The following is a 13,378-nucleotide window of genomic DNA, read 5'->3' as shown; positions in this document are numbered from 1 at the left end:
GTTTTCTTTTTTATGAAATTCATACAGTATTTCAGAAAGCCATCTATTTCAAAAAAGCTCGTACTCTCTTTCTTATTTATTCTTTTATGTCCAATCATTGTGTTGGCATTCTCTTCATATCATACGGCGAGTACTTCTTTAAATGATCAAATCATGCAAAGTGCAAAGGAAAATGTCGAACAGCTAGACAAAAATATTACGAAGGTTGTGAAAGTGAAAACAGACGCAGCCGATTTCTTTAGCAAATGGATCACGGAGAAAAAGCTTAAGCAAAAAGGCACAACAGATATTCAAGGGCGCTTTGAGCAGTTCATGAGTATGAATGATGACACAGAAGGTATTTTTGTCGCTTCAAGTGATGGCAAAGTGTTTTCGAGATATCCTAACAAAAAAATGCCTGCTGACTATGTCGCAACGGAGCGGGATTGGTATAAAGACGGCTGGGCGAAAAATGGAGAGCTGTCTGTTTCAGCACCCTATCCAACAGCTTCTACAGGTACGCTTGTCGTCACCATCTCTAAAAAGTTAGAGGACGGATCAGGAGTCATTGCAATGAACCTAGACATTGCGAATCTAGTAAAAGAATCAAATAGCATAAACATTGGGAAACAAGGCTATGCCTTTATCGGAAGTCCAGATCGCACCTTTGTGGCCCATCCTACGAAAAAAGCTGGAACAAAATTATCTGGTGAATGGCTAGAAAAGCTTTATTCACAAGATGAAGGTTCTATGAGTTATATGTTTGAAGGAAAAGAAAAGCAAATGGAATTCACCACAAACAAAGCGACGGGCTGGAAAATTGTCGGTACGATGTTTGTGACAGAAGTGGAAGAAGCTGCACAGCCAGTCTTTAACATGGCCGCTATCATTTTAGCTGGCGCGCTCATCATTGGTGGGATTCTAATCTTCTTGATTATCCGTTCCATTACAAAACCACTTTCTATACTTGTTTCTTCTTCAAAGAAGATCAGTGAGGGAGATTTAACAGAAAAAATTGATGTCCAGTCAAAAGATGAGATTGGACAGCTAGGCACAAGCTTTAATGAGATGAGTGAGTCATTAAGAGATGTCATCCAAGCAGTACAAACATCTGTAGAAAATGTGGCTTCTTCATCTGAAGAACTGACGGCAAGCGCAGGTCAAACGACAAAAGCAACCGAACATATTACATCATCTATTGAAACTTTCTCAAACGGCAATGAAAATCAAAGCGAAATGGTGGAGCAAAGTGCGGCTCATTTAAAACAAATGAATGAAGGACTGAACGAAGTCGCAGAAACATCTGATGTCATCACAGCGTCATCGATTCAATCAAGAACAGTCGCCGAATCAGGCGGACAGCTTGTGGAGCAAACCGTTGGCCAGATGAAGACGATCGACCATTCAGTGAAAGAAGCTGAAGGAGTAATCAACGGACTAGAACATAAATCAAAAGACATCACAAACATCCTAGGCGTAATTAACGGCATTGCGGATCAAACGAATTTACTTGCACTCAATGCAGCCATTGAAGCAGCACGTGCAGGTGAGTCAGGCAGAGGATTCTCTGTTGTTGCAGAGGAAGTGCGAAAACTTGCAGTTCAATCATCAGATTCAGCAAAAGAGATTGAAAAGCTTGTGAAAGAAATCGTATCTGAAATCGAAACATCTCAAAATATGTTCAAATCAGTAAATGAAGAAGTGAAGAATGGTCTTTCCATTACAGATCAAACGAAAGAAAGCTTCTCACAAATTAATCAGCAAACAGCGGAGATCGCTACAAGAATTAATGACATGAATACAACAGTACGCGAGCTTTCAAAAGGATCTGAGCAAATTTCAAAAGCAGTGAATGAAATTGCAGATGTATCACGAGAAAGTTCAGCAAGCATCCAAGATATCGCTGCATCTGCTGAAGAGCAGCTTGCTTCTATGGAAGAGATTAGTTCTTCTTCTACGACTCTTTCCCAAATGGCGGAAGAATTACGTGATTTAATTAAAAAGTTCAAGATCAACGAATAAGATCAAGTGGTTCTCCTCAAGGGGAACCGCTTTTCTTTTTAAGCAATCATCTCGTACAATAGAGGAAATCGAAAGAATAGGAGAGATGTTATGCGTTTATCAGATAAGAAGGTCATTGCATTAGTCAGTGATGATTTTGAAGATTTAGAGCTATGGTATCCGGTTCTGCGTTTAAGAGAAGAAGGGGCAACTGTGCACCTTGTAGGAGAAAAAGCAAATCATGAGTACATCGGGAAGTATGGTGTGCCGGCTGTATCTGATAAGGATTTTTATTCCATTCAAGCAGATGAATATGATGCCGTGCTTGTCCCAGGAGGTTGGGCGCCAGATAAACTGCGCCGTTATCCAGAAGTGTTAAATATCGTTCGTTCATTTGATGAAAAGGCGAAACCAATCGGGCAGATTTGCCATGCTGGCTGGGTGCTGATTTCAGCAGGAATCTTGCAAGGCAAAAAGGTGACAAGCACACCTGGTATTAAAGATGATATGACAAATGCTGGAGCGGACTGGTTTGATGAAGCAGTCGTCACAGATGGTCACATCATCTCGAGCAGACGTCCGCCAGATCTCCCTCCATATGTGAAAGCATTTGCGGATGTGTTAGCGGCAACATAATCAATGGACTCAAAATAAAAAAACAAAGGGCGAACTTGCACATCACGTTCGCCCTTTGTTCATCATTTCATACCCCATTCATTTTATCTATCGGTAGGAAACCTCACGCCCATTTGTTTTCTCGCCTCATCCATGACAGACATGGTTTGAACAGATAAGGCAAATGTATTGACCGGAGACTGACTCATTCCTTGCTGAATACACTCAATAAAATGACAGATTTCATAATACATCGCTGGCTGATCATCTTTGAGAGAGATGTCGGTATGATGTCCTTGCCGATCATGGATCGTGATATGCGAAGGACGGTGGAATTGATCAATCACCATCGTCGCATCCTCTCCTTGAATTTCAGCAGATAAATGAGACGTTGAAATTTTAGAATGAAAAAGGAGTGCTTGATGCCCGTCATATTGCATAAGAACAGAGCCGCTCCCATCTACACCAGAAGAAAGCTTGTAGCCTCTGGCGATGATTTGATTCGGCAGACCAAATAAATAGATCACTGGGTAGACGAGATACACACCGATATCCATTAAAGAACCATTGGACAATTCAGGCTTAAAAGCATTTGGAATCTCACCATTTCGATAGGCATCGTATCTTGAGGAATATTTACAGTAATGAGCAACCACTTGCCGAATGGGTCCGAGCTGATCAAGATGCTGTTTGATTTGAAGGAAGTTGGGCAGAAATGTCGTTTTCATCGCTTCCATCAAACACACTTGATGTTTTTTTGCTGTAGCAATCATCTCTTCCACTTCTTTTCGGTGTGAGGCAAATGGTTTTTCGCATAAAACATGTTTTTGATGTTCCATCATCAAAATAGCCTGCTCCTTATGAAGGGCATTTGGGCTCGCAATATACACAGCATCAAACGCATCACTTTCCGCCATTTCATGTAAGTTCGTAAAAACTGTACCGATACCGTATTTTTCGGCAAATGCTTGGCCCTTTTCAGCGGACCGTGAATAGACGGCTGTACATGTAAAATCAGCTACTCCTTCACCGGCCTGTAAGAATCGATCTGTAATCCAGTTCGTTCCGATGACAGCAAATCGAATCATGTCGTTCCCTCCTTCTACTTTTCTCTGATTATACATCCTTTGAAAGCGTTTGTATGAAAGAACATTCTTTTTATTGAAAAGCGGATGAAACCTTTATATAGGCTGATGCGTCTTACATAAAGGATATAAATGTACGAAAAGTGGGTAGTTTCTTCCTTCGTTCGGGTAATACTCTGATAGAAGGGAGAGGAGGAAACGACCATGAAGCGCGTCCTACATATAGGAAGTACATACGTCTTTGCGCTTTTATTCATAGGAGCTGGTATTTTTCATGTCATAGAGCCGAGCGGCTTTGCTCGTATGATGCCAGGCTGGCCATTTCCATATGTAATGATCTATGCGACGGCATGCCTAGAATGGCTACTGGCTATCTTGCTCCTTTTGCCCAATGTCAGGATCGTAGCAGCAAAAACCATTGCTGTCTATCTTGTCCTCATTTTCCCTGCAAACTTATTTGCTGCGCGAGAGGGAATTCCATTTCCAGGTCAAGAAAGCACAGATCAGTCTTTGCTATGGATAAGACTGATAGGACAGCCAATTCTGATTATATGGGTGATGTCCATTGCAAAATGGGAAAAAAAGCTGAAACAATGATCACCAAATCATGATCAGGTAGTGTACAATTTATTCATAAAATAGCCCGAGTTTGGAGGAACGATATGAATTCTATGCAAATGTGGAGCAGTCGATTTAGAAAATTTTTTCTTGATAACAAGTTTGTTCTCTTTTTACTCGTCCTGCTATTAATCGGATTGAATATCCTTGTTTTCATGAAAACATCCTTTATTTTCACACCGCTCATTGTACTCGTCAAAACCATTGCCTTACCGATTATTTTAACGGGGGTCGTGTATTATTTATTAAACCCGATTGTCAATTTGTTAGAGAGGTTTAGAGTGAAACGGATCTTTTCGATTTTGCTTTTATATATTGTCATTATTGGCATGATTACAGTAACGATTGTGTCTATTATTCCGTTTTTACAAGCGCAAATGATGAGCCTGTTTCATAACCTACCGAAATATGTTGATACGGTAGAAGATCAGATTAGACAACTAACGGGAAGCAACTTCATTACTCAAGCGCAAAAAAACATGAATTTTAACGTCTCTGAATTGGTAAGCAAAGCGTCAAGTCAAGCGACGAAAATTTTGGAAAGTACCTTTACAGGAGTGGGGACATTCTTAGGGGCGCTCACTGAAATCATCATCTCGATCGTGACGGTTCCGTTCATTCTGTTCTATTTATTAAAAGATGGCAAAAAATTACCTGACTATTTCCTGAAATTTATTCCGAATAAGTTTAGAGAACATACACATATCGTGCTTCACGAAATGAACCATCGCCTGAGCTCTTATATTCTTGGACAGATCATTGTCAGCTTCTGTATTGGTGTGCTTCTTTTAATTGGTTATCTGATTATTGGACTTGATTATGCGTTGCTGCTGGCCATCATTGCGGCATGTACAAGTGTGGTACCTTACCTTGGTCCTACGATTGCGATTACACCAGCGATTGTCATTGCACTTGTGACATCACCAGTGATGCTTTTAAAACTGATCATTGTCTGGACAGTGGTACAGCTCATTGAAGGGAAATTTATTTCACCTCAGGTTATGGGGAAAAACCTTCATATCCACCCGATCACGATTATCTTTGTTCTCTTAACAGCAGGTAAATTGTTTAGCGTAGTCGGCATCATTGTTGCGATTCCGACATATGCGGTCCTGAAGGTCATCACGACCCACTTGTTTGATTGGTTCAAAATGCGATCCAATTTGTATAAAGAAGAAAAGGTTTAATGTCATAATCTTTTTTTGAAAAAAATATAGTATCATAAAGACGAGCTTTCGATGAAGGAAGCTTGTCTTTATGTGGACATAGATGGTTGACCTGTTCAAAGATCAGAATTGAAAGGAAAGAAAATCATGAATCTATGGGATTTATTCGTGGCACTGGTTTTAGGAATTGTCGAAGGATTAACAGAGTATGCACCTGTCTCATCTACAGGTCACATGATCATTGTCGATGATCTATGGTTAAAATCAAAGGAAATCATTACGCCAGAGGCGGCAAACACATTTAAAGTCGTGATTCAGTTAGGATCTATTTTAGCTGTCATGATTGTGTTCAAGGATCGGATTTTGAACTTGTTAGGCTTAAAGAAAAATATCACCGAAGAACAAAAGCGCAGCGGGCATAAGCTGACCATTGCTCAAATCGCAGTAGGACTCGTTCCAGCCGTCATTTTAGGATTCTTATTTGAAGACTATATTGATAAATACTTGTTTGACGTGAGAACAGTTGCTGTCGGCTTGATTTTAGGCGCAGTGCTGATGCTTGTCGCTGACTGGATCAATAAACGTAAAACAGAAACAAGCTCTGTCGATAACATGACGTACAGACAGGCGCTTTATATCGGACTGTTTCAATGTTTGGCGTTATGGCCAGGCTTCTCTCGCTCAGGTTCGACGATCGCAGGTGGGGTTATTCTTGGTTTGAATCACCGTGCGGCAGCTGACTTTACATTTATCATGGCGATGCCGATTATGGCAGGCGCAAGCTTCTTAACACTTGTGAAAAATGCCGAATATTTAACAACAGACATGCTGCCATTCTTTATCGTGGGCTTTGTGAGTGCATTTGTTGTGGCTCTCTTCGTTGTTCGATTCTTCCTAAAATTGATCAATAAAATCAAGCTGGTGCCTTTTGCAATATACCGAATCATCCTAGGTGTGATTTTATTTATCCTATTCATGTAATACTGGAAACTACTCTTATTAAAGAGTAGTCAGCTTGTAGACAAAGTCTACAAGCTTTTTTGTATAATAAGGGTAATAACAATAATCTGTGGGGGATAAACATGTTATCGAAACGTGAAGAAGAAAGAAGAAATCAATTAGAAGTAGTGGCTTTAACCTTAAAAAGCTAGCAAACTGGACATGGAAAGTACCATGTCCAGCGTAAAACACATGATGTTTTTTCAAAAAATGTGAAAACCCCACTTTTACTTGAAGTAAAAGTGGGGTTTGTCTACGGTCTGAAAGCTGCCATGTTTGGCAGCTTTTTATTTAATGACTGAGATAGTAAGTGTATGATTTTCGTTATCAACTACAAATAGATTGTTTTCTCCCTTTACAGCAAATTTCGTTTGTTTGTCATTCAACAAGATGTTTTGCTTGTTTAATCCGATTGTTGTTGGCGACAGCTGCATAACTTCGCTAAATACAATCGAGTTCGCTTTTCCGTCTTGAATTACATACTCAGTTCTTTCAGTCACTAATCGTTGGATAGTATTCCCTTGATCACTTTTAATTGAGGTCAATGCTTGCAATCTTTCTTTTAGAACTGATTCTTCTTTTCCAAGAAATGAAAGTAGATACTCATACGAAGCCGCTGAAGCAGGTGATACATATGAAATGAACTGAACTGGTTGAATAGATAACGACTTTAACTCATCTGTACTTTGAAGGTTACTGGCTTTCATAATATAGTTTTTATCAGATATTTTTATTTGTACAACTTTTTTATTCTCAGCTACCACCTGTACTTTTTCACCAAATGGCAAGGTGAATTCTGCTCTTTTTTTAAAAGCTTTGTCTTTATAAATAGGCGTAGAGTCTTTCAAGGTAATGGCTTGTCTATGAACTTTTTCTAGATCAACCATGCCACCTGTCTCAGCACTCTTTGGTTGGTGGTTCTCTGTGTTATTTATTGTAATGGCACCGAAAGTTGCTAAAGTTCGAAGTGGACGATCTGAAAACATTGATAATGCAAGAAGTATAGTAAATAACGTTAAAAGTGTTGTTTGAATTACAGATCCTAAAAACTCACTCCGTTTTCTTCCATCTTTATATCGAGTGATTCGCTCTCCATTATGCATCTTTTTTCTATCTTCTTTATTTTCTAATTGGTATTCTGCTTTCTTTTTCTTTGATAGTTTGTTAAACCAATCAACAAATTCTTTGTATTCTTTTACAACTTTTTCAGTATCATCAAACATACGAAGTTCGCCGTAATGCATCCAGGCAACTCGATCACAAATTTTTTGAATTTGGCCTATTGAATGACTGACAAAGAAAATCGTCTTTCCCTGTTCTTTAAACTCAGTTATACGATCCACGCATTTTTGATAAAAAGTTTGATCTCCAACAGACAGTGCTTCATCAATAATCAAAATATCCGGATCAATATGTGCTGAAATTGCAAATCCGAGCCGAGATTTCATCCCGCTCGAATAACTTTTTACAGGCTGATCAATAAAGTCCCCAATATCTGCAAACTCTACAATTTTATCATAAAGTTCGTCTATTTCCTTATTCGTAAGCCCCATCATTAAGCACTTTAATCGAATGTTGTCTTTACCGCTTAATTGGTTGTTAAGGCCTGCTGAAATTGCAATTAATGATGGTTGGCCGTCCATCTCAATTTGACCACTTGTTGGGGGAATGATTTTCGCAAGAAGGTTTGACATCGTTGATTTTCCAGAACCGTTTATACCAACAAAACCAATCGTTTCACCTTCATATACGTCAAAGGACACATTACGAACAGCAAAAAATCCTTTGTCACTTTTATTAGGTAAAAACAGCCCTTTTATTTTATCTGACTGCTTTTTATACAGAAAATACTGCTTAGATACATTTCGAAACGAAACCTTTAGTTTCATCGTATTATCTCCTTACTTTTTAAAGAAAATCGACAAACTTATCTCTAAATTTCATATGAAGTAATGAACCGATTGTTAAGAGAAGTAAAGTAATCGCCCAAAAATAAAGCGTATATTTCATATCATTGAAGAACCATTCTCCTCTAAGAAAGCTTTTCCTAAACCCTTCAATAATATAATATAAAGGATTCAGCTTTAATGTAGTCGCAATCCATTCATACTTCCCGGTAAACTTATCTCCAATATCCCATAAAATAGGAAGCAAAAACATTAGTAGTCTTGTCAAGGATTGCAGCAAGTTTTGGTAATCACGGACAAGAACACTAATAGTTGAATTAAATAGGCTGAAAGCAAACATAAACGTAATCAAGCAAATAAAATAATATAGATATTGAATCCAATGAATGTCAGGGTATATTCCATGAGAAATAAGCATGATAACATAGATACCCATCATCAAAAAATAACTAAATAAATTTGATGTTATGACAACAGAAGGAAGTGCACTAATTGGAAAATTCATTTTTGACACTAACTTTATGCGCTTAAAAACACTGTTTGCACCTTCTGTAATAGTAGAACTAATAAAAAACCATGGAATTAAACCCGCTAGCATCCATATTAGAAAAGGTATACTTACGTGAGAACCATCTGCCATTTCTGCAGTTCTTCCTGCTCCTCTCAGACCTAAACCAAACACAAACCAATATGCCATGATTTGAATCAACGGATTTAACAATTGCCAAAAGACACCTAAATAATTGAGCTGATATTTTGACTTTGTTTCATAAATAGCCAGTCTAAAAATTAAAGTGGTTGAAGTGAACTGCTCTTTAAGAATTTTAAACATTGCATTCATAATAATCGTCCTTAAATTTAATTATTGGCGTAATCTATTTCAAAACACTGCTCTTAATTGTAACAGATTACATTAGATTTTTCATCTTAAATCAAAGAACCCAGAAGCATCAACTGCAATTATACCGTGAGGGTTGTTTAAATCATTGTAATGGCTATTAAAACAAAAAAGCTTATAGAAAGTATCTACAAGCTCAAGATTTCCACAGTATATTTCTTAAATTAATACATTTTCTTTTGGGATGGCGGTATATAAGTTGCCCAAATTGAAATAATTAAATTCATTTGAACGATTTTTCACTACATTTTTAGTATCTAGAACTTGTTTATTAGACATTTTTGAAAGCTTGTCCCAATCTAATTCAACAAACTCATCATGATCAGATAATATCAAGATTAAATCTGCTTCTTCTGTAGCCTCTTCAATATCATGTATGACAAAGTCTTTTTCAACATGAGGATCATAAGCTCTAACTTGATATTTTTTTTGTTGTTTAAGCAGTTGCAGTATTTCCATAGCTGGGCTTTCTCTAATATCATCAACATTCCCTTTATATGTCAAACCGAAAATAGTGATAATTCCACCGTCAGATTTTTCCATAATTTTATTTACATTTTCAACAATATAATAAGGCATAGAAGTATTAATTGAGCGAGAGGTATCTATTAACCTCGCATTCTCAGGGGCTTTAGCTATAATAAAGTACGGATCTACTGCCAAACAATGTCCACCAACACCTGGGCCAGGTGTATGTAAATTTACACGTGGATGTTTATTGGCCATATCGATAACTTCTAAAGCATTGATATCTAGGCCGTTACAGATTTTTGTTAATTCATTTGCAAGAGCTATATTCACGTCACGGAATGTATTCTCCATCAATTTTGACATTTCAGCAGTTTTCGCATTCGTTCTAATAATTTCCCCTTGAACGAATGTACTGTATATTTTTGCGCCAGCTTCTGTACAAGCCGGGGTTACTCCACCTACGATTCGGTTATTATGGATCAATTCATGCATGATTTGTCCTGGTAATACCCTCTCTGGACAATGGACTAAATAAATATCTTCTCCTACCGTTAAACCAGCTTCCTCTACTAAAGGTTTTACATGGTCATCCATGCTCCGGGGGGCTATGGTTGACTCTACAATAAGCACGTCTCCTTTTTTCAAGAAAGGAATAGTATTTCTTACAGCACTCAATACGTAAGACAAATCACAAGATTTATATTCGTCATCATTATTAGGGGTTGGAACAGAGATGATAAACGCCTCTGCACTTTCAGGTGAACCGGATGCACGGAACTTCCCAGAAGCAATAACATCATCAAGTGCTTCTTGGAGACCTGGTTCCTCAATATGAATTTCCCCTTTATTTAATGATTCAATGACTGCTTCGTTAACATCCACACCTACTACATCAACTCCATATTTTGCAAACATAATTGATGTAGGTAGCCCAATATATCCCAATCCTACTGTACAAATTTTCATTTTATATCCTCCAATTTGTTTATGACTAGTTCACCAGTATACTGTGTAACCTTGTTGCCAAACTGATCACGAACAAAGACTCTAACCTGATATACACCAGGTTCTTTTACATAATACGTAGTTGTTGATTTCGGACCATACATTATTTTTTCTATAACTTCTTTATCTTTGTATATATAATATGCAAAATTCAATTGATTCCCTGAAACATCACACATTATGTTGAGCAATGAATTTGAATAACTAATATTCGAGCTCTTAATCTCAGGAACCTTATACTCTATTCCTAAACGACTCACAATTGCCTCCAGGAGATATTTAGGAAAGTGATCTTTTAATCCTTCATGATCTATGCCTTTCTCAATCTTTAAAGATATCTCGAACTTTCTTTCCTGAAGTGCCGCTACAAGAGGCTCAACATGATTTTTAAGATGATGATCCTTACTTCCAACCATAATTTCTATAAATGGGGAAACATCGGAAGGTTGCTGTATTACCTTGAAAAGAAGTTCGTCTAAATAGACTTGATCTGCCTTCTCAGCTCTTCCAGAAATATAAGAGGCAATATTTGGATGTTCCGCTTGATTTATTAGAAAGTGTCCTAGGTTACTTTGAGGTGCCCCCGCTATAACATTGCCTACATAGTTTTTTATTCCAAAATATATAGCTGCATATCCACCTTTAGATGATCCAACCATTGTAATGTTCTCATTATAAATTTTATGTTTTCTTTGAAAATATTGAATTAAGGAATTTACAGTTGTTTCTATTGAAAAATCTTTATTTCTCCCTAAGTAGTAGGCACCTTGATCTCCAAAATCATCTAAGATGAACAGTTTATTTACATGCAAGTTTTCTAACGTTCTAATATAGTTGTACCTAAACTTATTTTTTTCAGTAAGGCTTGAAAAAATAATAACTAATTGGTCTTTTAACTTTTCATTCTTGGCTTCCTGGAAGTGATACCGTACATTTCTCATACTGCTAAACTCAGTCTCTAAACAAAATGGAGGTACTGGTGTTTGGATTTTAAATTCACTCAGTCTGAAAATTGTTTCAAATTCGCATGTATTTCCTTCGAACTCCACTTCCAAAACTGTAGAAGGAACTGCATTTTCCATTTTACTGAACATCCAGCCTTTCACCATAGGCTCTCTCTGTCCAGTACACTTAGAAACTTTAAAAGGAGCCTCTGCCACAAATTCTATTTCAGCTACTTTCTCACTGCCTCTAAATAATTCAACTATGTGATCTCTTAAATGAACATCTACTCCGACAGCAACATGCCACAATAGTTTATAATTATGTCTTTTTTTGGAAATAACAGTATCTTTTACTTGAATCACTTGATCCCTTTTCATAAACGACACATTTCTATTATGGGTTACATCTTCATATCGTTCATTAATTCCAGTTACTTCAGCATGATCATCTGCAATAACATAATCTTCAATAAACACCTTATCGTATTGACCATCCGTACGTTCAAGACCAACCCCATCTACAATTAAGGTATTATGAGCGTATGAAGAATAAGCATATTGGGTTAGCGGATCTGAATAATTATACCCATTGGGGCCAGCCTCAGATATCAGATCTCCATTTGCATAAATAAATAATCCAAGATCATCGCTGTGTTTATGATAATTCACATGATAAGCAGCATTAAATAAAACGTAAGTAGCTTTCTCTTTTTTTAACCAATTATCTCTAAATATAGCGTAACCTGACTCTTTGAATACTTTACATGATTCTTCGGGAGGATTTCCATTTCTCCCTTTAGAAGATGAATACAAGAATGACTCTCCTTGATATAAACCAATTAAGCCTGTTTCCTTAATTGGTTTGCTTTCAGTATCTCCTAAAGGTGGCAGGGAGCTGTCTGGTTTTAGTATAAATGTTGCATATTCCTCAGTCTTTAAGAATATTTCATTCAAAGTATTACTAAGGTTAAAATTAATATTCTTTATAAAATCAACGGTTTTCTTTAGGTTATTTGATACTAGCAAATGATACGCAGGGGAATGCTCTTTGTGTACTCCTTCAGTTGTAAAGACATGTTCAAAATAATTTAACAACCTACTTAATGCCAACTCTTTTTTTTCTTCATCATTTTTGTAATAACTATATTGCAACAACGCAATGTCTTGAAACATTCCGTGATTGGTGTTCGTTGAATGGAAGCTTTCTTTAGTTAACAAGTTGCTAGTAAACGCCATTATTTCCAGTAGCTTTTTCTGGTCAGTAGAATGAATATGAGGATGGCCCACTAGATAAAATCTTAAAATATACTGAAGTCTTAGAGCAGTAGTCTCATCATGAAACGCCATGGTCTTCATATTTTCAGAATAGATGTTGCTGGTACTCCAATCCAATATGACTTCTAACCCTTTAATCAAATATTTTACATTTCCAGTACGTTCAAAAGCTTCAGTAAGACACCCTAGTGGAGTAAGTGCATGAAGTAATCTAAGGAAACTTCTTGACTCTTTTGCTGTCCAGTTGACCCCTTGAGAGTAATCACGCAAACCGAATGGCGGAATAGTATAAAAATTATTTTCTAAAATTGCATTAGCAGTAGAAATAGGGTCCCTGTTTCTACTCTTGGGAAGAATAGATAAGAGTTTTTGTTCTCTTTCGTTCAGAAAATCTTTGTTTAGGTTATTCACATAT

10 protein-coding genes are annotated in these 13,378 nt (G+C 37.2%); 5 read left to right on the top strand and 5 right to left on the bottom strand.

Features of this window, described 5'->3' with window-relative positions; translation table 11 throughout:
* Window positions 1-12: 12 nt before the first annotated feature.
* Together tlpB and GPS65_RS02420 are read left to right on the top strand one after the other, a co-directional pair.
* On the top strand, window positions 13-2,001 hold the full coding sequence (gene tlpB / locus GPS65_RS19970) for a methyl-accepting chemotaxis protein (RefSeq protein ID WP_012011065.1): 1,989 nt from the start codon (window positions 13-15) through the stop codon (window positions 1,999-2,001).
* Window positions 2,002-2,091: 90 nt separating this feature from the next.
* Window positions 2,092-2,616: a type 1 glutamine amidotransferase domain-containing protein gene (locus GPS65_RS02420; protein WP_012011064.1), complete on the top strand. Its 525-nt coding sequence runs from the start codon at window positions 2,092-2,094 to the stop codon at window positions 2,614-2,616.
* Between the two features lie 83 nt (window positions 2,617-2,699).
* On the opposite strand, the gene GPS65_RS02415 is transcribed toward GPS65_RS02420, so the two are convergent.
* Window positions 2,700-3,683 carry a Gfo/Idh/MocA family protein gene (locus GPS65_RS02415; protein ID WP_012011063.1) on the bottom strand — a complete coding sequence of 328 codons (984 nt, stop codon included), beginning with the start codon at window positions 3,681-3,683 and terminating at the stop codon, window positions 2,700-2,702.
* Between the two features lie 201 nt (window positions 3,684-3,884).
* Between GPS65_RS02415 and GPS65_RS02410 the strand changes: the two genes are divergently transcribed.
* The 3 genes from GPS65_RS02410 to GPS65_RS02400 all read left to right on the top strand — a co-directional run bounded on the left by GPS65_RS02410 (window position 3,885) and on the right by GPS65_RS02400 (window position 6,445).
* On the top strand, window positions 3,885-4,277 hold the full coding sequence (locus GPS65_RS02410) for a DoxX family protein (RefSeq protein WP_012011062.1): 393 nt from the start codon (window positions 3,885-3,887) through the stop codon (window positions 4,275-4,277).
* Window positions 4,278-4,342: 65 nt separating this feature from the next.
* Complete coding sequence (locus tag GPS65_RS02405; RefSeq protein ID WP_012011061.1) at window positions 4,343-5,485, top strand: AI-2E family transporter; 1,143 nt, start codon at window positions 4,343-4,345, stop codon at window positions 5,483-5,485.
* 126 nt (window positions 5,486-5,611) lie between these two features.
* A complete protein-coding gene (locus tag GPS65_RS02400; RefSeq protein WP_041816314.1) occupies window positions 5,612-6,445 on the top strand; it encodes an undecaprenyl-diphosphate phosphatase in 834 nt (277 codons plus the stop codon).
* Window positions 6,446-6,750: 305 nt separating this feature from the next.
* Here the strand turns inward: GPS65_RS02400 and tagH are convergent, their stop codons facing one another.
* From tagH to GPS65_RS02380, 4 genes are all read right to left on the bottom strand, one after another.
* Window positions 6,751-8,352: a teichoic acids export ABC transporter ATP-binding subunit TagH gene (tagH, locus tag GPS65_RS02395; protein ID WP_119125456.1), complete on the bottom strand. Its 1,602-nt coding sequence runs from the start codon at window positions 8,350-8,352 to the stop codon at window positions 6,751-6,753.
* A gap of 19 nt (window positions 8,353-8,371) precedes the next feature.
* Window positions 8,372-9,211, bottom strand: a complete 840-nt coding sequence (locus GPS65_RS02390) for an ABC transporter permease (RefSeq protein WP_119125457.1) — start codon at window positions 9,209-9,211, stop codon at window positions 8,372-8,374.
* Window positions 9,212-9,427: 216 nt separating this feature from the next.
* Window positions 9,428-10,705: a nucleotide sugar dehydrogenase gene (locus tag GPS65_RS02385; RefSeq protein ID WP_119125458.1), complete on the bottom strand. Its 1,278-nt coding sequence runs from the start codon at window positions 10,703-10,705 to the stop codon at window positions 9,428-9,430.
* The gene (locus GPS65_RS02380; RefSeq protein ID WP_119125459.1) at window positions 10,702-13,374 is read right to left on the bottom strand and encodes a heparinase II/III domain-containing protein; all 2,673 of its coding nucleotides are present in this window, start codon (window positions 13,372-13,374) and stop codon (window positions 10,702-10,704) included. The genes GPS65_RS02385 and GPS65_RS02380 overlap by 4 nt, the downstream gene beginning before the upstream one ends.
* Window positions 13,375-13,378: the final 4 nt, after the last annotated feature.

This window comes from Bacillus pumilus (genome assembly GCF_009937765.1).
GTDB lineage: Bacteria > Bacillota > Bacilli > Bacillales > Bacillaceae > Bacillus > Bacillus pumilus_O.
This window is presented reverse-complemented; position numbering and strand designations above follow the sequence as displayed.

Bases quoted from the DNA above. Each gene is read 5' to 3' on its own strand.
- GPS65_RS02385 (WP_119125458.1), bottom strand. From the start codon at position 10,705: ATGAAAATTTGTACAGTAGGATTGGGATATATTGGGCTACCTACATCA.
- GPS65_RS02420 (WP_012011064.1), top strand. From the start codon at position 2,092: ATGCGTTTATCAGATAAGAAGGTCATTGCATTAGTCAGTGATGATTTT.
- GPS65_RS02390 (WP_119125457.1), bottom strand. From the start codon at position 9,211: ATGAATGCAATGTTTAAAATTCTTAAAGAGCAGTTCACTTCAACCACT.
- tagH (WP_119125456.1), bottom strand. From the start codon at position 8,352: ATGAAACTAAAGGTTTCGTTTCGAAATGTATCTAAGCAGTATTTTCTG.
- GPS65_RS02410 (WP_012011062.1), top strand. From the start codon at position 3,885: ATGAAGCGCGTCCTACATATAGGAAGTACATACGTCTTTGCGCTTTTA.
- tlpB (WP_012011065.1), top strand. From the start codon at position 13: ATGAAATTCATACAGTATTTCAGAAAGCCATCTATTTCAAAAAAGCTC.
- GPS65_RS02415 (WP_012011063.1), bottom strand. From the start codon at position 3,683: ATGATTCGATTTGCTGTCATCGGAACGAACTGGATTACAGATCGATTC.
- GPS65_RS02405 (WP_012011061.1), top strand. From the start codon at position 4,343: ATGAATTCTATGCAAATGTGGAGCAGTCGATTTAGAAAATTTTTTCTT.
- GPS65_RS02400 (WP_041816314.1), top strand. From the start codon at position 5,612: ATGAATCTATGGGATTTATTCGTGGCACTGGTTTTAGGAATTGTCGAA.